Origin of the sequence: Pseudomonas mangrovi, assembly GCF_003052585.1 — a bacterium.
In the GTDB taxonomy this organism is placed as follows: Bacteria; Pseudomonadota; Gammaproteobacteria; order Pseudomonadales; family Pseudomonadaceae; genus Aquipseudomonas; species Aquipseudomonas mangrovi.
This window is the reverse complement of sequence record NZ_QASN01000013.1, coordinates 80918-102567: the sequence shown is the minus strand read 5'-3', so window position 1 is coordinate 102567 and position 21650 is coordinate 80918. Positions and strand designations below refer to the sequence as shown.

At 65.3% G+C, this 21650-nt stretch carries 22 protein-coding genes; 12 read left to right on the top strand and 10 right to left on the bottom strand.

The annotated features are described in order from the left end of the window. The first annotated feature begins 109 nt into the window (after positions 1-109). Entirely contained in the window at positions 110-1057 is a 948-nt protein-coding gene (locus DBO85_RS06980; RefSeq protein ID WP_108106544.1) for an ABC transporter ATP-binding protein, read from the top strand. Further along, the gene (locus DBO85_RS06975) at positions 1054-1815 is read left to right on the top strand and encodes an ABC transporter permease (RefSeq protein WP_108106543.1); all 762 of its coding nucleotides are present in this window, start codon (positions 1054-1056) and stop codon (positions 1813-1815) included. The genes DBO85_RS06980 and DBO85_RS06975 overlap by 4 nt, the downstream gene beginning before the upstream one ends. A 360-nt stretch (positions 1816-2175) precedes the next feature. Here DBO85_RS06975 and DBO85_RS06970 read toward each other — a convergent pair whose 3' ends face one another. The 7 genes from DBO85_RS06970 to DBO85_RS06940 all read right to left on the bottom strand — a co-directional run bounded on the left by DBO85_RS06970 (position 2176) and on the right by DBO85_RS06940 (position 8388). Next, positions 2176-2583 carry an STY0301 family protein gene (locus DBO85_RS06970; RefSeq protein WP_108106542.1) on the bottom strand — a complete coding sequence of 136 codons (408 nt, stop codon included), beginning with the start codon at positions 2581-2583 and terminating at the stop codon, positions 2176-2178. Positions 2584-2600: 17 nt separating this feature from the next. After that, the gene (locus DBO85_RS06965) at positions 2601-2990 is read right to left on the bottom strand and encodes a putative signal transducing protein (RefSeq protein ID WP_108106541.1); all 390 of its coding nucleotides are present in this window, start codon (positions 2988-2990) and stop codon (positions 2601-2603) included. Next, positions 2987-3751 carry a L,D-transpeptidase family protein gene (locus DBO85_RS06960; protein WP_108106540.1) on the bottom strand — a complete coding sequence of 255 codons (765 nt, stop codon included), beginning with the start codon at positions 3749-3751 and terminating at the stop codon, positions 2987-2989. Before DBO85_RS06960 ends, DBO85_RS06965 begins: the two co-directional genes overlap by 4 nt. Positions 3752-3848: 97 nt before the next feature. After that, entirely contained in the window at positions 3849-4709 is an 861-nt protein-coding gene (locus DBO85_RS06955; RefSeq protein ID WP_108106539.1) for a nitrate- and nitrite sensing domain-containing protein, read from the bottom strand. Between the two features lie 5 nt (positions 4710-4714). Continuing rightward, positions 4715-5767, bottom strand: a complete 1053-nt coding sequence (locus DBO85_RS06950; protein WP_407681451.1) for a methyl-accepting chemotaxis protein — start codon at positions 5765-5767, stop codon at positions 4715-4717. Between the two features lie 434 nt (positions 5768-6201). After that, complete coding sequence (metK, locus tag DBO85_RS06945) at positions 6202-7392, bottom strand: methionine adenosyltransferase (RefSeq protein ID WP_108106537.1); 1191 nt, start codon at positions 7390-7392, stop codon at positions 6202-6204. 15 nt (positions 7393-7407) lie between these two features. Continuing rightward, the gene (locus tag DBO85_RS06940) at positions 7408-8388 is read right to left on the bottom strand and encodes an ArsR/SmtB family transcription factor (protein ID WP_108106536.1); all 981 of its coding nucleotides are present in this window, start codon (positions 8386-8388) and stop codon (positions 7408-7410) included. Between the two features lie 246 nt (positions 8389-8634). Between DBO85_RS06940 and tkt the strand changes: the two genes are divergently transcribed. The 7 genes from tkt to DBO85_RS06905 all read left to right on the top strand — a co-directional run bounded on the left by tkt (position 8635) and on the right by DBO85_RS06905 (position 15597). Beyond that, positions 8635-10632 (top strand): transketolase, encoded by a 1998-nt coding sequence (gene tkt, locus DBO85_RS06935; protein ID WP_108106535.1) that lies wholly within the window; start codon positions 8635-8637, stop codon positions 10630-10632. 108 nt (positions 10633-10740) lie between these two features. After that, on the top strand, positions 10741-11799 hold the full coding sequence (epd, locus tag DBO85_RS06930; protein WP_108106534.1) for an erythrose-4-phosphate dehydrogenase: 1059 nt from the start codon (positions 10741-10743) through the stop codon (positions 11797-11799). 7 nt (positions 11800-11806) lie between these two features. Next, on the top strand, positions 11807-12967 hold the full coding sequence (locus tag DBO85_RS06925) for a phosphoglycerate kinase (RefSeq protein WP_108106533.1): 1161 nt from the start codon (positions 11807-11809) through the stop codon (positions 12965-12967). 57 nt (positions 12968-13024) lie between these two features. Continuing rightward, the gene (locus DBO85_RS06920) at positions 13025-13219 is read left to right on the top strand and encodes a hypothetical protein (protein ID WP_108106532.1); all 195 of its coding nucleotides are present in this window, start codon (positions 13025-13027) and stop codon (positions 13217-13219) included. A 114-nt stretch (positions 13220-13333) separates the two neighbouring features. After that, the gene (gene fba / locus DBO85_RS06915; RefSeq protein WP_108106531.1) at positions 13334-14398 is read left to right on the top strand and encodes a class II fructose-bisphosphate aldolase; all 1065 of its coding nucleotides are present in this window, start codon (positions 13334-13336) and stop codon (positions 14396-14398) included. Positions 14399-14470: 72 nt separating this feature from the next. Beyond that, positions 14471-15085: a hypothetical protein gene (locus DBO85_RS06910; protein ID WP_108106530.1), complete on the top strand. Its 615-nt coding sequence runs from the start codon at positions 14471-14473 to the stop codon at positions 15083-15085. Further along, on the top strand, positions 15082-15597 hold the full coding sequence (locus DBO85_RS06905; protein ID WP_108106529.1) for a hypothetical protein: 516 nt from the start codon (positions 15082-15084) through the stop codon (positions 15595-15597). The genes DBO85_RS06910 and DBO85_RS06905 overlap by 4 nt, the downstream gene beginning before the upstream one ends. 12 nt (positions 15598-15609) lie before the next feature. Here DBO85_RS06905 and DBO85_RS06900 read toward each other — a convergent pair whose 3' ends face one another. Continuing rightward, positions 15610-16284, bottom strand: a complete 675-nt coding sequence (locus DBO85_RS06900) for a polysaccharide lyase family 7 protein (RefSeq protein ID WP_108106528.1) — start codon at positions 16282-16284, stop codon at positions 15610-15612. A gap of 420 nt (positions 16285-16704) precedes the next feature. Here DBO85_RS06900 and DBO85_RS06895 point away from each other — a divergent pair, with 420 nt between their 5' ends. Next, complete coding sequence (locus DBO85_RS06895) at positions 16705-17199, top strand: M48 family metallopeptidase (RefSeq protein ID WP_108106527.1); 495 nt, start codon at positions 16705-16707, stop codon at positions 17197-17199. Positions 17200-17245: 46 nt separating this feature from the next. On the opposite strand, the gene DBO85_RS06890 is transcribed toward DBO85_RS06895, so the two are convergent. Together DBO85_RS06890 and DBO85_RS06885 are read right to left on the bottom strand one after the other, a co-directional pair. Next, positions 17246-17704: a nuclear transport factor 2 family protein gene (locus DBO85_RS06890; RefSeq protein ID WP_158268881.1), complete on the bottom strand. Its 459-nt coding sequence runs from the start codon at positions 17702-17704 to the stop codon at positions 17246-17248. Between the two features lie 92 nt (positions 17705-17796). Then, entirely contained in the window at positions 17797-20244 is a 2448-nt protein-coding gene (locus DBO85_RS06885) for a glycogen/starch/alpha-glucan phosphorylase (protein ID WP_108106525.1), read from the bottom strand. Positions 20245-20368: 124 nt separating this feature from the next. On the opposite strand from DBO85_RS06885, the gene DBO85_RS06880 reads away from it, so the two are divergent. Beyond that, positions 20369-21364, top strand: a complete 996-nt coding sequence (locus tag DBO85_RS06880; RefSeq protein ID WP_108106524.1) for a lipin/Ned1/Smp2 family protein — start codon at positions 20369-20371, stop codon at positions 21362-21364. A gap of 75 nt (positions 21365-21439) precedes the next feature. Continuing rightward, complete coding sequence (locus tag DBO85_RS19310) at positions 21440-21610, top strand: hypothetical protein (RefSeq protein WP_177429744.1); 171 nt, start codon at positions 21440-21442, stop codon at positions 21608-21610. Positions 21611-21650: the final 40 nt, after the last annotated feature.

Below are 21650 nucleotides of genomic sequence, written 5' to 3'. Positions count from 1 at the left end.
GCGAAGCATCGGCCGGCTTCGCCGTCGCCTCCATGATCCCGATCAGCTCGCTGCCGTTTGCGCCCGATCTTTCATTACAATCGCGCCTTTCCCCCTGCGGAGACGAAACGTGCAACCGGTGATATCCATCCGTCAGTTGACCAAGACCTACGCCTCCGGACACCCGGCGTTGCAGCCCATCGACCTGGACATCCACAAGGGCGAGATCTTCGCTCTGCTGGGACCCAATGGCGCCGGCAAGACCACCCTGATCAGCATCGTCTGCGGCATCGTCAACCCGGGATCCGGGCAGGTGCTGGTCGGCGGCCACGACATCGTCCGCGACTACCGCGCGGCCCGCGGGATGATCGGCCTGGTCCCGCAGGAGCTGTTCAACGATGCCTTCGAGAGCGTCTGGGCGACGGTGCGCTTTTCCCGCGGGCTGTTCGGCAAGCCGCGCAACGACGCCTTCCTCGAGCAGCTGCTGCGCGACCTGTCGCTGTGGGAGAAGCGCGATGCGCGCATCTTCGAACTCTCCGGCGGCATGAAGCGGCGGGTGATGATCGCCAAGGCGCTATCCCACGAACCGCAGATCCTGTTCCTCGACGAACCCACCGCCGGCGTCGACGTCGAGCTGCGCCGTGACATGTGGGAGATGGTCCGCGGCCTGCGCGAGCGCGGCGTGACCATCATCCTCACCACCCACTACATCGAGGAGGCCGAGGAAATGGCCGACCGCATCGGCGTGATCCGTCAGGGCCAGCTGGTGCTGGTGCAGGACAAGGCGACGCTGATGCAGCAGCTGGGCAAGAAGCAGCTGAGCCTGCAGCTGCAGCATCCGCTGGCGGCGATCCCGGCCGAGCTGGCGAGCTACCCGCTGGAGCTGTCCGAGGACGGCCAGGAGCTGGTCTACACCTTCGACGCCCAGCAGGAGCACACCGGTATCGCCGAGCTGCTCAAGCGCCTGGCCGAGCACGACATCGATTTCAAGGACCTGCAGACCCGGCAGAGTTCGCTCGAAGAAATATTCGTCAGCCTGGTGCACAGCCACGACGTTGCTAACGGAGAACACGCATGAACCTGTATGCGATTCGCGCCATCTACCAGTTCGAGCTGGCGCGCGCCTGGCGCACCCTGATGCAGAGCCTGGCGACGCCGGTGATTACCACCTCGCTGTACTTCGTGGTGTTCGGCTCGGCCATCGGGCCGAACATGGCTCAGGTCCAGGGCGTCAGCTACGGCGCTTTCATCGTGCCCGGGCTGATCATGCTGACGCTGCTCACCGAGAGCATCTCCAACGCCGCGTTCGGCATCTACATGCCGCGCTACTCGGGGACCATCTACGAGGTGCTGTCGGCGCCGGTGTCGTTCTTCGAGATCCTGCTCGGCTATGTCGGCGCGGCGGCGACCAAGTCGATCGTGCTGGGGCTGGTGATCCTGGTCACGGCACGGCTGTTCGTCAGCTTCGAGATCGCCCATCCGCTATGGATGGTGCTGTTCCTGGTGCTCACCGCGGTGACCTTCAGCCTGTTCGGCTTCATCATCGGCATCTGGGCCGAGGGCTGGGAGAAGCTGCACATCGTCCCGGCGCTGATCGTCACGCCACTGGCCTTCCTCGGCGGCAGCTTCTACTCGATCTCGATGCTGCCGCCGCTGTGGCAGAAGATCACCCTGCTCAACCCGGTGGTCTACCTGATCAGCGGGTTTCGCTGGAGCTTCTATGGCGTGTCGGACGTCAGTCCGTGGATTAGCCTGGGCATGACCCTGGGCTTTCTGGTCGTCTGCCTGATCGTCGTCTGGCTGATCTTCCGCACCGGTTACCGGCTCAAGAGCTAGTCCCTGGCTGCGCCTCGCCTCGGGGGCGGCGCAGGTTCGTTGGGCCTCGCTGCACTCGGCGCCAACCTACGGATTGTCCCCCGCTAGTTGATCTGGCGCGGGCTGGCTCGCGACGCTCAATGGCTCGGACTTTCCGACATACAGTAGGTTGGGCCGCAAGGCCCAACGGTGCGACCGCCGCCTACGCAGCACTTGGGATCGAAACGGCTCAGCGGGAGTTTGTTGGGCCTCGCCTTGCTCGGCGCCAACCTACGTGAGCGCACCCGATAGTTGATCTGGCGCTGGCCCCGTAGGTTGAGCCGCAAGGCCCAACGGTGCGCTCGCCAAGGCTGCCCCGCAGTCCGTGCCCGGTTGCTGCCGTCAGTGGCAGTCCAGCTGCAGGTGCGCATCCTCGAACTCGTTGCTCGCCTCACAGCTGTGCAGGCCGGCGGGCAGCGCCCTAACCTGGCGGATTGCACTGGCGTGGTAGCTGCAGACCATATGCAGCGGCGCCTGCGCGCTGTCTGTGCCGAGGCTCCATTGCAGCGGGGCGACGCCGATGGCCTCGGCGTGATCATCGGCGATGGGCGTGCCGCCTGCGGCCGGATGGCCGCTGTAGAGCTCGATCCGGCTGACCGCCACGACAGGTGTCAGCTCGTCGGCGGGAGGCTGTTCTCCCTGCCAGCGGGTCCAGTCCTCGAGTGCCTGTTCCGTGCTGTCCGGGCAACTGGCCTGGAAGGCCTGGCAACAGGGCGCCACCAGCAGGGCGGCGAGCAGGTAGGGCTTCATGTTCTTTCTCCCGGGAGTCATTGGCGCGCGCCGCAGTCGGCGCACTCCATTCTCCTGCGCACCGGCCACAGCGGAATGTTCACCAGTATCCAGAACAGAAAGGCCAGCCGCCGGCCGGGTCGGCGCTCACGCAGGTTCGCGCTGCGGCACTGCCGGCAGCGTGGGGTTTCATCGACCGGTTGCTCGTTGGTCAGCGCCGCAGAGTGGTCCGCCTGCAGCAGGGCCAGCGCTTCTTCCGCATGCGCCGCCGGCACCTGCAGGCGCACGCCGCCGAGGGCATCGGAGTACAGCCAGTTCATGTTGATGGTGTGTTCGTCGGCGATGAACGCGGGAATGCCGGCGGCTTCCAGGCTGGCGCGGGCGATCTGCGCCTCGATGGGCAGGGAGTAGCGGGCGATGGTGATCATGCCGGGTTTCTCGGGGCGGGTTGCGCCTCTGCGGCGCTGGGGTACTGCTGCAGCTCGTCGCCAATCGCCTGGTACAGCTCGCCAAGCCAGGCTGGCGCAACAGTCGTAGGGGCGGGCGTCTGACGCAGATCGGTGGGGCTGATGACAATGCGCAGGCGCTCGGTATCGCTCAGCGCGGCAAGAACGAACAGGTCTTCGGCGGCTTCATCGCCCATCGCCAGGCAGCCGATGGACACCGAGCTGCCGTGAATCATGATGTCGCCGCCGAGCTGCTCGCGACCGTCCCGTGCCGCCATGCGGCGGTCGAAGGCGTTCGGGTAGTCGAGGCGGATGGACAGGTGGAAGCGGCTGTTGGCGTTGAGGTATTCGGCGCGGTAGATGCCTTCCGGCACCTGCAGATCGCCTTCGGCAAGTTTCGGCCCGGTGGTGCCGCTGGCACCGAGGATCGGGTAGCGGCGCAGCAGGCGCCAGGGCTGTTCGCTGGTGTCGCGGGCGTGCACTTCCAGCTGGCGGCTGTCCTTGAATGCCACGTAGGCGAGCTGCCGCGGCGGATAGCTCAGCCCTGCCCGTAGGACATCCTTCTCCAGCCGCTGTGCCACCGCCGGGCCGAACTGCTCGACACGCTCGGCCACGCTGTAGCCGCCGCGCAGCTTGCTCCAGAGAAAGGCCGCGCCCGAGCGCAGCTGCGGCTGCAGCAGGGCACCGGCCAGCAGGATCAGCAGCAGGGCGGCGAACAGGGCTTTTCCGTTGAAGGCGCGCATGATCGTAGTCTTCCGTGATGACAGCTGCGCATCGTCGCAGAAGCAGCACAAGGAAACTCAGTGATGCGACGCAATTGATGGCTCCTGTTCTCGGGTGTTACCCCCTCTCCGTGGCGGGCTGCAGTTGCGCCAGCGCTGCGTCGACCAGGGCCAGCAGTTCGTCGATGGCTTGGCTGGCCTGCTGGAAATAGGTCTTGGCAGCGATGACGGGGCGTTCCTCGCCGAGCAACTCCTGTCTGATGCAGAGCAGGAAATCCGCCACCACCTGTTCGCGATGCTGCAGGCGCAGCCCGGTGGCGTGCGGGTGTTCGATGGCATGGCTCTGCAGGGTGGCAAAGGCTGTACCGGCCAGCAGCTCGATCTTCTGGTAGAGGAAGCGCATCCGCACGCGCTGCTCGGCGCTGCTCTGGCCGGTGGCGGCGATGCCTGTGCCCAGCGCCCGTGCCTGTCCCGCCCACTCTGCCGCCTGCACCACCTCGCGCCAGATGCAGGGCAGGTAGGCCAGCTCGACACGGCCCTCGCTCAGGTCGATTTCCGCGGCTACGTCCTGCATCAGAAAGATGCTGTTGCGGATGATCAGGTGATGCTGGTTCAGGTTGTTCACCGGGTCACCACTGCGCATTTCACGCATCCGCGACCAGTGATCGATCAGGCCGCTCCAGGCGTCCCTGTGCGTGCTGTCGAGTGCCTCGGCGGCGCGGATGTGCCGGTCCAGTTCCTGGCGGGTGCTGGCCAGATCCTGACTCAGGCTGGCGTCGCCGCAGAGCACGCCATTGCTCAGGCCGCGGTGGCGCTGAAAGCCGGAGATCAGCGCCCGCAACAACGCCAGCTGGTGAATGTTCGAGCGGATATGTTGACGTTTTTGCCGCTGCAGGCGCCGATGCAGGGCATAGAACAGCAGGGTCGCTGCGACCAGGGCGGCGGCGAGCAGGAGCGGGAGTGCGTGCGATACGTTCATGCCGTTTACCCCGTCAGACGAGCCAGATGGTGGGCGATGGTGCGCGCCTGATCGGCGGCCTGCAGGTTGTCGGCGTTGCCCTGGCGGACGCGGTCGGCCAGCTCGGCGATCTCCGCAACGGCCTTGCCTTGCTGTTCGGTACTGACCGCCACCTGATCCACCTGATTGGTCAGCTGCAGGGTGCGCTGTTGCACCTGATCGAGCAGGCTGCGCACCGCTTCGGAACGGTCGGCGCTGTGGTGCGCCAGTTCGGTCAGGTCGGATACCTTTACCGTGGCGTCCCTGATGTGCTGTTGCACCGAGTCGATGTTGCGGCTGATCTCTGCCGCCGACTCCTGGCTGTGCAAGGCCAGGCGGCGCACTTCATCGGCGACCACGGCGAAGCCACGACCACTCTCGCCGGCGCGCGCAGCTTCGATGGCGGCGTTCAGGGCGAGCAGGTTGGTCTGCGAGGCAATCGCGCGGATGGTGCCGGACATTTCATTGATGGTGCGCGAGTTGCTGTTCAGTTGCAGGATCAGGTCGTTGGTGGTGATCGCCTGCTGCGCCATCTCGGACACCTGCCGCACCAGATTGGTGAGCTGCTCGATCCCCTCGGCCAACTGGTCGCTGGCCACCACGCTGGTCTGCCGCGACTCATCCGCCAGGGCCGCCACCTGCACGATGCTCACATTCAGTTGCTCGACCGCCGCCGCCGCGACAGTGGCCGACTCGCTTTGCCCTTCGGCATTGCGGGTGACCAGCGCGGCGCTCTGCTCGAGCTCATGGGATGAGTGGGATATTTCGTCCAGGCGCTGCTGCAGCAGCTGTTGCTGGCGCTGCTCGCGGCTTAGCCACTGCTGAAAGCTGCGGCTGACCGGCTGCAGCAACAGACATTCGGCCGCGCTGGCCGGCTGCTGACCGCCGTGCTGGGCGCCGTGCTGCGCCGGGTCTTCGCAATTGCGCTGCAACTGCCCGATCTCCTGCAACAGCAGCCACAGGCTGGCAATCGCCAGGTAGGCGAATGCCGCCCAAAGTGGCGCTGCCGGCAGCGCGGGAACAGCCAGGGTGATGGCCATGCTCGCCACGGCAATCGCCAGCAACGTGCGGAGCATGCCGACGAGGCCCAGCTCGCGCAGCAGCAAGAACGCAGGGTAGGTAAGCCACTTCATATACCTGAGCCTCCAACGCGATAAAAAAAGCGCCTGAAACCGCTGCCAGAGGGGCCGCAGCAGGTTCAGGCGCCTTTGCCTTGCAGGAGCATGTCCTGCCGATGTGACCTTGTGGTCAGCAAGAGTGATGCCATCTGTTGATGGCTCCCACGCGCTGTGCGGGAGCAGGCTCCTGATGCGCCTCGTCGCGCTGTAGCTGGAAGTCGGACTCACTTTCCCGGAACTGGATTCGCCGCAGGCCATCCGGCAGCTTCCGGCAGCTCCCCCTCAAACCCAGCCCACAAAAAAGCCCCGCCTAGCGCTACGCTGGCGGGGCTTTCCTTGTTGCGGCTGGCGCGGGCTTAGAGGCCGGCAGCAGCGCGCAGGGCGTCGGCCTTGTCGGTCTTTTCCCAGGTGAAGGTGGTGAAGCTGTCGTCGCCGACAGTCTTCTGCTGCGGGGTGCGGCCGAAGTGGCCGTAGGCAGCGGTCTCCTGGTACATCGGGTGGAGCAGGTCGAGCATCTTGGTGATGGCGTACGGACGCAGGTCGAAGACTTCGCGTACCAGCTTGATGATGGTGTCCTCGGCGACCTTATTGGTGCCGAAGGTGTTCACCGAGATCGAGGTCGGCTGGGCCACGCCGATGGCGTAGGAGACCTGGATCTCGCAGCGCTCGGCCAGGCCTGCGGCAACGATGTTCTTGGCCACGTAGCGGCCGGCGTAGGCAGCCGAGCGGTCGACCTTGGACGGGTCCTTGCCGGAGAAGGCGCCGCCGCCGTGGCGGGCCATGCCGCCGTAGGAGTCGACGATGATCTTGCGTCCGGTCAGGCCGCAGTCGCCCACCGGGCCGCCGATGACGAACTTGCCGGTCGGGTTGATGTGGAACTGGGTGTCCTTGTGCAGCAGCTCGGCCGGCAGGGTGTGCTTGACGATCAGCTCCATCACCGCCTCTTTCAGGTCGGTTTGGCTGATGTCCGGATCGTGCTGGGTCGACAGGACCACGGCGTCGATGCCGACCACCTTGCCGCCTTCGTAGCGGCAGGTGACCTGGCTCTTGGCGTCCGGACGCAGCCACGGCAGCAGGCCGGACTTGCGCGCCTCGGCCTGGCGCTCGACCAGGCGGTGCGAGAAGCAGATCGGCGCCGGCATCAGCACGTCGGTCTCGTTGCTGGCATAGCCGAACATCAGGCCCTGGTCACCGGCGCCCTGGTCTTCCGGCTTGGCGCGGTCGACGCCCTGGTTGATGTCCGGGGACTGCTTGCCGATGATGTTGAGCACGCCGCAGGTGGCGCCGTCGAAGCCGACGTCGGAATTGGTGTAGCCGATGTCGCAGATGACGTCGCGGACGATCTGCTCGAGGTCGACCCAGGCGCTGGTGGTGACTTCACCGGCAACGATGGCGACGCCGGTCTTGACCAGCGTTTCGCAGGCCACGCGGGCGTGTTTGTCCTGGGCGATGATGGCGTCGAGGACGGCATCGGAGATCTGGTCGGCGATCTTGTCCGGGTGGCCTTCGGAGACGGACTCGGACGTAAACAGGGAATATTCGCTCATCTATCGGTTCCTTTATTACCGGTGGATGCTTCTGGAATCCGGCCTGGCGAAGTGCCGAAGCTGAATCTGAAAGCCGTTTTTCAAGCCAATGTAGAGGCTCTCGCCGGGCGCAAGCCCCGCGGCATCGGCCCAACGGGCCAGGTCGTCCTGTTCGAACCCCAACCAGAGATCGCCGCAGGCCTCCCTGGCCCAACTCTGGTTGTGGCTGCACAACTCGGTGATCAGCAGGCTGCCACCCGGTTTTACCAGGCGCGCCAGCTGCTTGATGGCGTCGGCCGGCGCGGCGAAATGGTGCAAGACCATGTTCAGTACCACGCAGTCGGCTTCAATCGGTGTTTCATTCAGGGCGTCGGCGAGTTTCAGCTCGACGTTGCCCAGGGCTTCGCGGGTGCAGCGCTGGCGTGCCAGTTCGAGCATCGCCGGACTGTTGTCCAGCGCGGTGACCTGGGCGAAGCGCCGCGCCAGCTCGGGCAGGAAGGCGCCGTCGCCGGGGCCGACCTCGATCGCAGTGGCATCGCTGGCGAAGCTTCGCGCGTCGAGCAGCGCCAGCAGGCTGTCGCGGTACTGGCCGAGGCTGGCGATCAGGTCCTGCTGGGCCTGGAAGCTGGCCGCCATGCGCGCGAAGAATTCGCGACTGGCTTCGGCGCGGCGGGCATGCACGGCGGCGACGCGGGCCTGCTCGGCCGGCTCCAGCGCCAGCGCTTCGACTTCCTCGAGCAATGCCGCATGCAGCGCGCCCTGCGGCAGGCTGCGGCGATAGAAGATCGCGTTACCCTCGCGGCGGGTGGCGACCAGGCCGGCCTGGGCCAGCACCTTGAGGTGGTGACTCATGCCCGACTGGCCGGTGGCGAAGATCTGCGCCAGCTCGAGCACGCCGAAGGAGTCGTTGGCCAGGGCGCGCAATACCTTCAGCCGCAGCGGATCGCCGCCGGCCTTGCACAGGGCGGCGAGCAGGTCGCAGGGGTCGGGCAGCAGGGCAGTGGCCGGCAGATTCATGGGGCGGCAGTCTAGTCGCTGGAAAAAGACCCGGCAACGGCTGTATCAAAAAGTTTTGATATTGATCTGTGGCGGCGGATCGCTGTGGCTGGTGGGTGCGAATGCGCCGCGTTCTTCGCCGCTGGCCGATCTGTCTGCGTACCGGCGTGCATCTTCGATTGCCGCGGGGGGCCTGCTGGGCGAAAATGGCCGCCTTTTTTCGGTCCCCCCTTCTTTTAAAGAAGCAGCCACCCAGGAGATTCAGCGATGCCCAGCCGTCGTGAGCGAGCCAATGCCATCCGCGCCCTCAGCATGGACGCTGTGCAGAAAGCCAACAGCGGCCATCCGGGTGCCCCCATGGGCATGGCGGACATCGCCGAGGTGCTCTGGCGCGACTTCATGAAGCACAACCCGGGCAACCCGCTGTGGGCCGATCGCGACCGCTTCGTGCTGTCCAACGGCCACGGCTCGATGCTGATCTACTCGCTGCTGCACCTGACCGGCTATGACCTGTCGATCGACGACCTGAAGAACTTCCGCCAGCTGCACAGCAAGACCCCGGGCCACCCCGAGTATGGCTACACCCCAGGCGTGGAGACCACCACCGGCCCGCTCGGCCAGGGTGTTGCCAACGCCGTCGGTTTCGCCCTGGCGGAAAAGATCATGGCGGCGCAGTTCAACCGTCCCGGCCACGACATCGTCGACCACTTCACCTACGTCTTCCTCGGCGACGGCTGCATGATGGAAGGCATCAGCCATGAGGTTTGCTCGCTGGCCGGCACCCTCGGCCTGGGCAAGCTGGTGGCCTTCTATGACGACAACGGCATCTCCATCGACGGCGAGGTGCACGGCTGGTTCACCGACGACACCCCGCGCCGCTTCGAGGCCTATGGCTGGCAGGTGATCCGCAATGTCGACGGTCACGACGCCGACGAGATCAAGATGGCGATTGAGACCGCGCGCAAGAGCGAGCAGCCGACGTTGATCTGTTGCAAGACCATCATCGGTTTCGGCTCGCCGAACAAGCAAGGCAAGGAAGAGTGCCACGGCGCCGCACTGGGCGACGCCGAGATCGCCCTGACCCGCGAGGCGCTGGGCTGGAACCATGGTCCGTTCGAGATTCCGGCCGACATCTACGCCGAGTGGGGCGCCCGCGACAGCGGGGCCAGCGCCGAGAGCGAGTGGAATCAGCGCTTCGCCGCCTACCAGGCCGAGTTCCCCGAACTGGCTGCCGAGTTCACCCGGCGCATGGCTGGCGAGCTGCCTGCGGACTTTTCCGAGAAGGCCTCGGCCTTCATCCGTGAAGTGGCCGAGAAGGGCGAGACCATCGCCAGCCGCAAGGCCAGCCAGAACTGCCTGAATGCCTTCGGTCCGCTGCTGCCGGAGCTGCTCGGCGGTTCGGCTGACCTCGCCGGCTCCAACCTGACCCTGTGGAAGGGCTGCAAGCCGGTGGTCGCCGAGGATGCCTCGGGCAACTACATGTACTACGGCGTGCGCGAGTTCGGCATGAGCGCGATCATGAACGGCGTGGCGCTGCATGGCGGCCTGATCCCCTACGGTGCGACCTTCCTGATCTTCATGGAGTACGCGCGCAACGCGGTGCGCATGAGCGCACTGATGAAACAGCGCGTGCTCTACGTGTTCACCCACGACTCCATCGGCCTGGGCGAGGACGGTCCGACCCACCAGCCGGTCGAGCAGCTGGCCAGCCTGCGCATGACGCCGAACCTGGACACCTGGCGCCCGGCCGACACCATGGAGTCGGCGGTGGCCTGGAAGTACGCCGTGGAGCGCCGCGACGGCCCCAGCGCGCTGATCTTCTCGCGGCAGAACCTGCCCTATCACCTGCGTGACAGCGAAACCGAAGCCGGTATCTCCCGTGGTGGCTACATCCTGCGCAACTGCCAGGGCGAACCGGAGCTGATCCTGATCGCCACCGGTTCGGAAGTGAGCCTGGCGATGCAGGCTGCCGAGCGCCTGGTCGAGCAGGGTCGTCGCATCCGCGTGGTGTCGATGCCCTGTACCAGCGTCTTCGATGCCCAGGACGCCGCCTGGAAGCAGCACGTGCTGCCGGCCGAGGTCGGTGCGCGGATCGCCATCGAGGCCGCCCATGCGGACTTCTGGTACAAGTACGTCGGCCTAGACGGGCGGGTCATCGGCATGACCAGCTTCGGCGAGTCGGCCCCGGCCGGCCAGCTGTTCGAGGAGTTCGGCTTCACCGTCGACAACATCCTCGCCACCGCCGAAGAGCTGCTGGAGGATTGATCGAGACCATTCGGTGGATGACTTCGGTCATCCACCCTAGGTAACCCACACCTCCCAGGGTGGAAAAGCCGCGCAGCGGTTTTTCACCTGCAGACAGACGAAGAACCCATGGCCATCGCCCCTCCCTATCGCATAGCGCTCAACGGCTACGGCCGCATCGGCCGCTGCGTGCTGCGTGCGCTTTACGAGCGTGGCGGCTCGGCGGGCCTGTCGGTGGTGGCGCTGAACGATCTGGCGGACATGGCCAGTGTCGAGTACCTGACCCGCTTCGACTCGACCCACGGGCGTTTTCCCGGTGAGGTAAGTGTCAGCGACGGCTGTCTGCATATCGATGGCGATTGCGTGCAGGTGCTGCGCCAGGCGACCCCGGAGGGCGTCGACTGGCGCGCGCTCGGCATCGATCTGGTGCTGGAGTGCTCGGGCGCCTACCACTCGCGCAGCGACGCCCAGCGCTTCATTGATGCGGGCGCGCCGCGGGTGCTGTTCTCCCAGCCGATGGCCAGCGAAGCGGATATCGACGCGACCATCGTCTACGGCGTCAACCAGTCGAGTTTGAGCGGTTCCGAGAAGCTCGTCTCGAATGCGTCATGTACGACCAACTGCGGCGTGCCGCTGTTGAAACTTTTGCACGAATCGGTGGGTCTTGAATACGTTTCGATCACCACCATCCACTCGGCGATGAACGACCAGCCCGTGCTAGACGCCTACCATCATGAAGATCTGCGGCGTACGCGCTCGGCGTTCAACTCGGTGATACCGGTCTCCACCGGCCTGGCTCGCGGTATCGAGCGGCTGTTGCCGGAGCTGACCGGGCGGATCCAGGCCAAGGCGGTGCGGGTGCCGACGCTGAATGTTTCCTGTCTCGACATCACCCTGCAGACATCGCGTGATACCAATGCCCAGGAGATCAACCGGGTGCTGCGCGAGGCTGCCGAAAGCGGCCCGCTGAAGGGTCTGCTGGCTTACACCGAACTGCCGCACGCCAGCTGCGATTTCAATCATGACCCCCATTCGGCGATTGTCGATGGCAGTCAGACCCGCGTTTCCGGCCCCCGGCTGGTCAATCTGCTGGCCTGGTTCGACAACGAATGGGGTTTTGCCAACCGTATGCTCGACGTGGCGGAGCATTTTCTCCGCGTCGCCGAGCCCAATACCCGAAAGGACTGAATTAGCCATGACCGTCTTGAAAATGACCGACCTCGATCTCGCCGGCAAACGCGTGCTGATCCGTGAGGACCTCAACGTTCCGGTGAAGGATGGCGTGGTCAAGAGCGACGCGCGCATCCTGGCTTCCCTGCCGACCATCCGGCTTGCGCTGGAGAAGGGCGCGGCGGTGATGGTCTGTTCGCACCTGGGTCGCCCGACCGAGGGCGAGCCGTCCGAGGAGAACAGCCTCAAGCCGGTCGCCGACTACCTGAGCAAGGCGCTGGGCCGTGAAGTCCCGCTGGTGACCGACTACCTGGACGGCATCACCATCCAGCCGGGCGCCGTGGTGCTGTTCGAGAACGTGCGCTTCAACAAGGGCGAGAAGAAGAACAGCGATGAACTGGCGCAGAAATATGCCGCGCTCTGCGACGTGTTCGTCATGGACGCCTTCGGCACCGCCCACCGCGCCGAGGGCTCGACCCACGGCGTGGCCAAGTTCGCCAAGGTTGCCTGTGCCGGCCCGCTGCTGGCTGCCGAACTGGAAGCCCTGGGCAAGGCCCTGGGCAACCCGACGCGGCCGATGGTGGCCATTGTCGCCGGCTCCAAGGTCTCGACCAAGCTCGACGTGCTGACCTCGCTGGCGGACATCTGCGATCAGCTGATCGTCGGCGGCGGCATCGCCAACACCTTCCTCGCCGCGGCCGGCTACAAGGTCGGCAAGTCGCTGCATGAGGCTGATCTGCTCGACACCGCCAAGGCCATCGCGGCCAAGGTCAGCGTGCCGCTGCCGGTCGACGTGGTGGTGGCCAAGGAGTTCGCCGAAAGCGCCGAGGCGACCGTCAAGCTGATCGCCGACGTGGCCGACGACGACATGATCCTCGACATCGGCCCGCAGACCGCGCAGATGTTCGGCGAGATGCTCAAGGCGTCGCAGACCATCCTCTGGAACGGCCCGGTCGGCGTCTTCGAGTTCGACCAGTTCGGCAACGGCACCAAGGCACTGGCCCAGGCCATCGCCCACAGCCCGGCCTTCTCGATCGCCGGGGGCGGCGACACCCTGGCGGCCATCGACAAGTACGGCATTGCCGATCAGATCGGTTACATCTCCACCGGCGGTGGCGCCTTCCTCGAGTTCGTCGAGGGCAAGGTGCTGCCGGCGGTAGAGGTGCTCGAGCAGCGCGCCGGCTAAGCGCAACCAATGGAAGCGGTACGGGTCTCTAGGGTTCATCCGCTCGAGGATTACGCCATGAAGACCCAGATCGTTGCTGTTGCGCTTGGTGCCGCGGTGCTTGGCGGTTGTGCCGGTTTCGGCCCCAGCCCCTGTGAGGTGTTCAGCCCGGCGCCGGTGGTGTTGCCCAGCAGCCAGAACGATGTACGGGTAGAGGCCAGAAGTACCGGCGACCCGACGCTCAGCGAGAGCCGCGAGCAGGATTGTCTCTGACGCGGTAGTGACAGATTTCGGCGCGGGGATTTGGTCCGCGTCCTTGCTTGAACCGGGCCTGTCCTTGCGGCAGGCTCGCATCATCACGACATTTTCCAGGGAGAAGAAAACCTCATGGCTCTGATCAGCATGCGCCAGATGCTCGACCACGCTGCCGAATTCGGCTACGGCGTGCCGGCATTCAACGTCAACAACCTCGAGCAGATGCGCGCGATCATGGAGGCGGCCGACAAGACCGACTCCCCGGTGATCGTCCAGGCCTCGGCCGGCGCCCGCAAGTACGCCGGTGCGCCCTTCCTGCGCCACCTGATCCTGGCCGCCATCGAGGAATTCCCGCATATCCCGGTGTGCATGCACCAGGACCACGGCACCAGCCCGGATGTCTGTCAGCGCTCGATCCAGCTGGGCTTCTCCTCGGTGATGATGGACGGCTCGCTGAAGGAAGACGGCAAGACCCCGGCCGACTACGACTACAACGTCCGTGTCACCCAGCAGACCGTGGCCTTCGCGCATGCCTGCGGCGTGTCGGTGGAAGGCGAACTGGGCTGCCTGGGCAGCCTGGAGACCGGCATGGCCGGTGAAGAAGATGGCGTCGGCGCCGAGGGCGTGCTGGATCACAGCCAGATGCTGACCGATCCGGAAGAAGCCGCCGACTTCGTCAAGAAGACCCAGGTCGATGCCCTGGCCATCGCCATCGGCACCAGCCACGGCGCCTACAAGTTCACCAAGCCGCCGACCGGCGACATCCTCGCCATCGAGCGGATCAAGGAAATCCACAAGCGCATCCCCAACACCCACCTGGTGATGCACGGTTCCAGCTCGGTGCCGCAGGACTGGCTGGCGATCATCAACGAGTTCGGCGGCGACATCAAAGAGACCTACGGCGTGCCGGTCGAGGAGATCGTCGAAGGCATCAAGTACGGCGTGCGCAAGGTCAACATCGACACCGACCTGCGCCTGGCTTCCACCGGTGCCATCCGCAGTTTCCTGGCAAAGAATCCGGCCGAGTTCGACCCGCGCAAGTACTTCGCCAAGACCGTCGAGGCCATGCGTGACATCTGCATCGCCCGTTACGAAGCCTTCGGCACCGCCGGCAATGCCTCGAAGATCAAGCCGATCTCGCTGGAAGGCATGTACCTGCGCTACGCCAAGGGCGAGCTGGCCGCCAAGGTCAACTGAAGGCTCGCTCTGCAGTACTCGGGCCCCGCACTGCGGGGCCTGTTTCTTTGGGCGACGAGACAGGGAGCGGTTGTGTCGGTTGACGGCATTTCGCAGTGGTGGTGGCGCCAGCGCTCGCGCTATCGGCGACTGGTGTTCCTGCGCCGGGTGACGGGCTGTGACGCCGACCTGAGCCTGCGGCTCTGGCTGGACAGCCATCCGCGCCTGTTCGGCATGCTGCCGACGCTGTTCCAGCTGCTGCTGGTGCCCATGGGCCTGTTGTCGCTCAGCCAGGTCTGCCTGCAGTTTCCGGTCGTTGGTCACTACACAGGTTTGCTGCTGTTTCCCCTGCTCATCGTCGGTCTCTGGTGGCTCGCGCCGCGCCAGTTGCTGAGTCTCTGGCGGCTTCTGCTGGCGAGCCTGAGTGCGGCGCTGCTGTTGTTTCTGCTCGATTACGGGCTGGCGCGGATGCTCGAGCCGCAGCGGCTGATGGCGGCCTCCGAGCCGGACAACTGCCATACGCTCAGGCCCCTGCGCGGACATGGTGAACCCAGGCGCGTCTGTGAAATCCGCATTCGCATCGACGGACACGAACACCTGCTGTCCGCCACCGGGACCGGCTACTGGATGGACAAGGAAGTGCCGGTTGCCCTGCATCGCGGCTGGCTCGGCGATTACCCGCGGCTGATCGTCGAGGATGGCCGATGACCAGCTATCTGCTGCTCGCTCTGCTGCTGTTTCTCGGGCTACTCCGCTATGGCCTGGGCAAGGGCACGTGGCGGCTGGAGGCGCTCAGCCGAGAGCGGCGCAAGACACTGGGGGCGATCGCACGGCCGCTGCACCCGGCCGAGCGCCAGGCGCTGACTGCCAGCAGCGGCCTGGCGTTCGACGCCGACAGCGGCGTGCTGCACCTGGAGGGTCCGCTGGCGCTGATCGGCTGGCGTCGGCCGATGTTCGTGCTTGATGGTCTGCTGGTGGCTGTGCCCGAGCCGCTGCTGCCCTGCGCGCTGACATACAACCAGGCGCAACTGCTGCTCAATCCGCATCCGGGGCTGCCACATGCCTTTGTCGTTGCGCTGAACGGTGTGTCCCTGGTGTGCGAGTGCGAAGCGCGCCGGGCGGGAATCGAGCAGTCTCCTGCCCGGCATGTTTCGGATGGAGGGAGTTTCCATGCAGCTCTGCCTCAGCCTGCGCCGCGCTTTGTCCGGCAGGCAGGCTGAGGCAGGCCTGGGTTACTGCAGCGGCAGGTGTTCGACGCGCAGATTGTCGAACACTGCGGCGCCCGCTTCGCCGCCGCTGTCATGGTTGTCCTGGGCGTAGACACCGGCCTTGAAGTACAGCGGATAGGTGGACCATTCCTCACCCACCGGAGTGCTCCATTTGCTCTTGTTGACCCAGATGCTCATGAGGCCCTTGTTCGACAGCGATACCACATAGGTGAATCTTTGGTTGAGCTGGATCTCGTTGCCGATGGTGTAGACCAGGTTCTTGCCGGCCGGGGTGAGGCGGACAATCGCTACGACACTACCGATGCCGGTGGTTGGGCTCATGCGATATTCCAGTTTCATCATCGGCGTGAGCTGCTGGTAGGCATGAATCTGGCCGATGACGATGCGCCCGCTTGATGGCACCTGGGTAACGGTTACGCCGGTGCGCAGATAATGGTCGCCGCTCGGATAAGTCCAGTTGCGCACACGGCCATCGGCCTGAGTTTCACGCAGTTCGGTTCGTGGGTAGTGGGAGTTGGCGGTGGTGGTGCTGCCGGCGATCGGGGTGAAAAAGAACAACTTGCCTCGGATGTTCTGGAAGTAACGGTCCTGATAGCCGGCAGCCAGAGCGGGTGAGCTGATGGTCATTGCCGGCTGGCCGACCGGAATGCTGAGGTTCCAGGTGTTGAGATCGATCATTGACTGATTCTCCAGGGTGAGAAACTGCTTCAGTCGGGGCCACGTCTCGGCCATGAGACAGTACTGCTACTCGGCATTCCGGCCAGTGTCACGCGAACAGGTTTGGCTGGAGCGCCTCGGCGCTGTCAGCCGCCGAGCCCGAATGGCCGGCAAGCGCTTTATAGGGCAAGCAATGCGCGGCTAGTTAATCCGTCCGTCAGGATATGGGCGTCAAAAAAACATTGGTATTTTTCGCGCCGGCGTCCCCCTCTCCTGAAAACCGCGCCACGCCTAATATTGTGACGCGCGTCAAATTTTCGTTGTGTCTATTCGCGGTCTGCGCCTGGCGACCAACGGGACTGGCGAGTGCTGCGGCGAGGGCCGCCATTGGCGATTCGGGGTCGTTATACTCGCCAGCCTTTTCGCTTCCCGGAGACCGCCTTGGAGCCGCTTCGCTATCTGCAGGGTTATGCGCCGGAGGTGCTGGAGTCGGTACGCCGGCTGATCGCGCGCGATGGTCTCGCTGACTACCTGGCCAGCCGTTATCCGCAGCGTCACGCGATCCAGTCGGACAAGGCGCTGTATGCCTTCGTCAACGAGCTGCGCCAGCGTCATCTGCGTAACGCCCCGGCGATCGACAAGGTGCTCTACGACAACCGGCTGGACCTGACCCATCGCGCGCTCGGGCTGCACAGCGCCGTGTCACGGGTGCAGGGTGGCAAGCTGAAGGCGAAGAAGGAGATTCGCGTGGCAGCGCTGTTCCGCCATGCGGCGCCGGAATTTCTCGAGATGATCGTGGTGCACGAGCTGGCGCACCTGAAGGAAGCCGAGCACAACAAGGCGTTCTACCAGTTGTGCCGGCACATGCTGGAGGACTACCACCAGCGCGAGTTCGATCTAAGGCTCTATCTGACCTGGCTGGAGCGCCAGGCCTGAGGAAGAGGCTCCGCCAGGTGGGGCGCGGAGCCTGTGGGCCGTTCGCTCAGAGGTCGACGATGGCCTTGACGTGGGTGATGCGCGGGGCGCCATCGCGCAGTTGGACCTGCAGCTCCTCGCGGCTTTCGGTATTCAGGTTCTCCCCCTCGACCAACAGCGTCTCGCTGACCCGGCTGCGGGCCACGGCCCGCTGGCCACCGTCCAGGATGCTGACTTCGTCGATCTTCACCTCGATGCTGTACTGCTCGGCAAGGGCCCAGGTGGCGGCCACCGCTTCGCGATATTCGGTGAGGTCCATGCTGACATTTTCCTCCGGTGCCTGAGGCACCTCGATCTCGACCTTGAAGTCCTCGCTCAGGTAGCGAGACAAGGTATCCAGATCCTTGGCATTGGCGGCCTGGGTGACTTGCTGGAGGAGGGCGGTGACGCTGTCCTTGGTCAGGTTCTGGTCGGCGAAGCTCAGTGGCGCGGCAAGGACCAGCAGGAGGGCGAGCAGGCGTTTCATGGGCATATCCTTGTGAATCTCTGGGCGGGATGCGCAAGGATAGCCGCGACTGCGCTGCCTTTCCGGTATCCGGTTCCACTATCGGCGTGCGCTCACTCCAGTACCCCCCAGATTTCCCGCGCGTACTCACGAATGGTGCGGTCGGAGGAAAACCAGCCCGTGCCGGCGCAATTCATCAGTGCCGAGCGCCACCACTGGCGCGGGTCACGCCAGCGCTCCTCGACCTCGGCCTGGGCCTGCCAGTAGGCGTCGAAGTCGGCGCAGACCATGAAGTGGTCGTTCCAGATCAGGCTGTCGACCAGGCCGGTATAGCGGGCTGGATCGTCCGGCGAGAACACGCCGCTGCGAATCGCCTGAAGCACCTCGTGCAGGCGTGGCGATGCGCTGATCGCCACTTCGCCGGCCACCGGCCCCTCCTGGCGCCGCATCTCCACCTGGCGGGCGTTGAGGCCGAAGATGAACATGTGCTCGTCGCCGATGCGCTCGAGCATCTCGACGTTGGCGCCATCGAGGGTGCCGATGGTCAGCGCGCCATTCAGGGCGAACTTCATGTTGCTGGTACCCGACGCCTCCATGCCGGCGGTGGAAATCTGCTCGGAGAGGTCGGCCGCCGGAATGATCTGCTCCGCCAGGCTGACGTTGTAGTTGGGCAGGAACACCACCTTGAGCTGGCCGCGCAGGGTCGGATCGTGGTTGATGGTGCGGGCGATGTCGTTGGCCAGCTTGATGACCAGCTTGGCCTGCTGGTAACTGGCAGCGGCCTTGCCGGCAAGGATCTTCACCCGCGGTACCCAGGCCGTGGTCGGCTCGTCGCGCATCGCCTGGTACAGGGCGACCGTGTGTAGCAGATTGAGTAGTTGGCGCTTGTACTCGTGGATGCGTTTGACCTGGACGTCGAACAGCGCGCTCGGGTCGAGCTGCAGACCGATGCGATCCTGCACCAGACTGCACAGCGACAGCTTCGCCAGCTGTCGTTGTTCGGCGAATCGTTTGCGTAGAGCGCTCTTGTCCGCATCGGCACGCAGATTGACCAGCAACTCGTCCGGGCGGTCGAGCAGCTCCTCGCCCAGTTGCTCGACCAGCAGCGCGGTCAGTCGCGGGTTGGCCTGGAACAGCCAGCGGCGGAAGGTGATGCCGTTGGTCTTGCTGTTGATGCGTTGCGGGTAGAGCGCGTGCAGGTGCGAGAACACCGTCTTGCGCATCAGCTCGGTATGCAGCGCCGATACGCCGTTGACGCTGTGCGAGCCGAGGAAGGCCAGGTTGCCCATGCGCACGCGGCGGCCCTGATCCTCTTCGATCAGTGATACCGCGCGCAGCAGTTCGAAATCGTGGATGTCGCGGGCACGTAGCGAGTCGATGTGCTCGGCGTTGATCAGATAGATGATCTGCATGTGCCGCGGCAGCATGCGCTCCATCAGCCCGGCGGACCAGGTTTCCAGTGCCTCGGGCAGCAGCGTGTGGTTGGTATACGCCAGGGTGCCGACGGTGAGCTGCCAGGCGCGACTCCAGGGCACGGCATGCACATCGACGAGGATGCGCATCAGCTCGGCCACGGCAATCGCCGGATGCGTGTCGTTGAGCTGGATCGCCGCCTTCTGCGGCAGCAGGTCGAGGTCGCCATGCTGCTTGAGATGACGGCGCATCAGGTCCTGCAGCGAGGCGGAGACGAAGAAGTACTCCTGGCGCAGACGCAGCTCCTGGCCGGCCTCGGTGCTGTCGGCCGGGTAGAGGACACGGGAGATGGCTTCCGCGCGGGCTTCCTCCTCCACCGCACCGACGTGGTCGCCGGCATTGAAGCGCTCCAGATGCAGTTCGCCTTCGGCGCGTGCGCGCCACAGGCGCAGGGTATTGACGCTGTTGCCGCGCCAGCCGGCGATCGGCGTGTCGTAGGCCACGGCACGCACGCCTTCGGCCCAGTGCCAGAAGTGGCGCGGCTCGCCCTCGCCGGGGATCGCCGAGACGCTGCCGCCGAACCCGATCAGGTAGCTGACCTCGGGGCGTTCGAACTCCCAGGGGTTGCCGAAATCCAGCCAGCTTTCGGTCTGCTCCTGCTGCCAGCCGTCGACGATGGCCTGGCGAAACAGGCCGTGCTCGTAGCGAATGCCATAGCCGTGGGCGGCGACGCCGAGGGTGGCCATGCTTTCCATGAAGCAGGCGGCCAGTCGGCCCAGGCCACCGTTGCCAAGGGCCGCATCCGGCTCCAGCTGGCGAATCTGGTCGATGTCCACATCGAGGCCGGCCAGGGCTTCGCGGGCGACCTCGAGCAGACCGAGGTTGCTCAGGTTGTCCAGCAGCAACCGGCCGATGAGGAATTCCAGGGAGAGGTAATAGACCCGCTTGGTGCCGCTGGCGTACATCCGTCGGGTGTTGCCCATCCAGTCGTCGACCAGATAGTCGCGGGTCGCCAGGGCGACCGCCTCGAACCAGTCATGAGTGAAAGCATGCTCGGGGTCCTTGCCCACCGAGTAGGTCAGCTTGTAGAGAACCTTGTCGCGAAATTCGGCGATGCGGGCGGCGTGTTCCTGGTGCTCCTGTGGCATTCTGGCGCTCCTCTGGCGGACGTGCGGCATTAGTCTTCGATACCTCAACCGCCTGCTGGTTCGCCCGCGTCGCTACCCTCGGTCGCACGGCGGGTGCCGATCGATGCCCTCAAGGATGCCGAACATGAAGTCCAGGATGATCGCCGCGCTGTTCTCCGCCCTGCCGCTGATGCTTCACGCGGCCTGTCCCGACTACCAGGCGCCGCTGGCCGCGCCGCCCTTGCCGGCACTGGAGCAGCAGCCCTTCCTCAAGCTGCACAACAGCCTACTCGCCGAGCGCTACCAGCCCTGGCACATGGTTCACGACGTGCTGGTCGCCGAGGGGCAGAGCGCGCGGCTGGTCGCCAAGTTCGACTACGACCTGGTCATGCACAAGGACCTGGAGGGCGAGCGTGTGCAGGCCTGGCTGTTCGGCAGCGGCATGCAGGAGTGGGAGAGCCTTGGCGTGCACACCACCGACAGTGACGGCAAGATCGAGCTGGAGCTGGCGCCGCGCCCGCTCGGCGACTACCGCGTGCATCTGCGTGTGGAAGGCGATGGCTCCAGTGCCGACGGCTGGCTGTCGGTGGTCGAGCCGGGTCGCGAAGCGGTGCTCTTCGACATCGACGGCACCCTTACCCTGAGCGACGGTGAGGCCTATGCCGACTACGCCGGCGTGCGACGGGCAACGCCCTACGAGCAGGCGGCGCAGACGGTGCAGGCGTATCGGGACAAGGGCTATCGCATCCTCTACCTGACCGCGCGGCCCTACTGGGTGACCCGCGATGGCCGCGACTGGCTGAACGAGCAGGGACTGCCGGCCTGGCACTACCGGACCAAGATGTACGGCGGTTTTCCGACCCGTCGCGGCACGGTGGCGCACAAGGCGGATTACATCCGCTATCTGCGCGAGGAGGTCGGGCTGAACATCGTTCGTGCCTACGGCAATGCCGCCACCGACATCACCGCCTATGCCGAGGCCGGGTTGCCGAAGCAGGAGACCTGGATCATCGGCGAGCATGCCGGCAAGGAAGATACCCAGGCACTGCAGGGCGACTACCGCCAGCACCTGCGCGAGGTGGTTGCCGCCACGCCGGTGGCCGCCTGTAGGCAGGAGCCAGCAGTGGCCGCGATGCGCTGAACGCTGGCGAACTCGACTGGCGCACACCGGTCCATCTGCAGAAGGGCGCATCTCGCGCCCCGCCGTGGAGGTCCCATGCCCCGATTCCTGTTCGCCTGCCTTGCCCTGAGTGGCGCCCTGCTCGCCGGCTGTTCGCCTGATGGCGAAAACGACAGCCACGATATGGTCGAGCGCAACGCCGAAAAGCTGCAGAACACCGCCGCCGACCAGCCGAGTGAGCAGCAGTTGCCTCCGGGCGAGCGCTAGAACCTCGCGAAAACCGGGCTCGGCGGGGCTGTGCAGGACG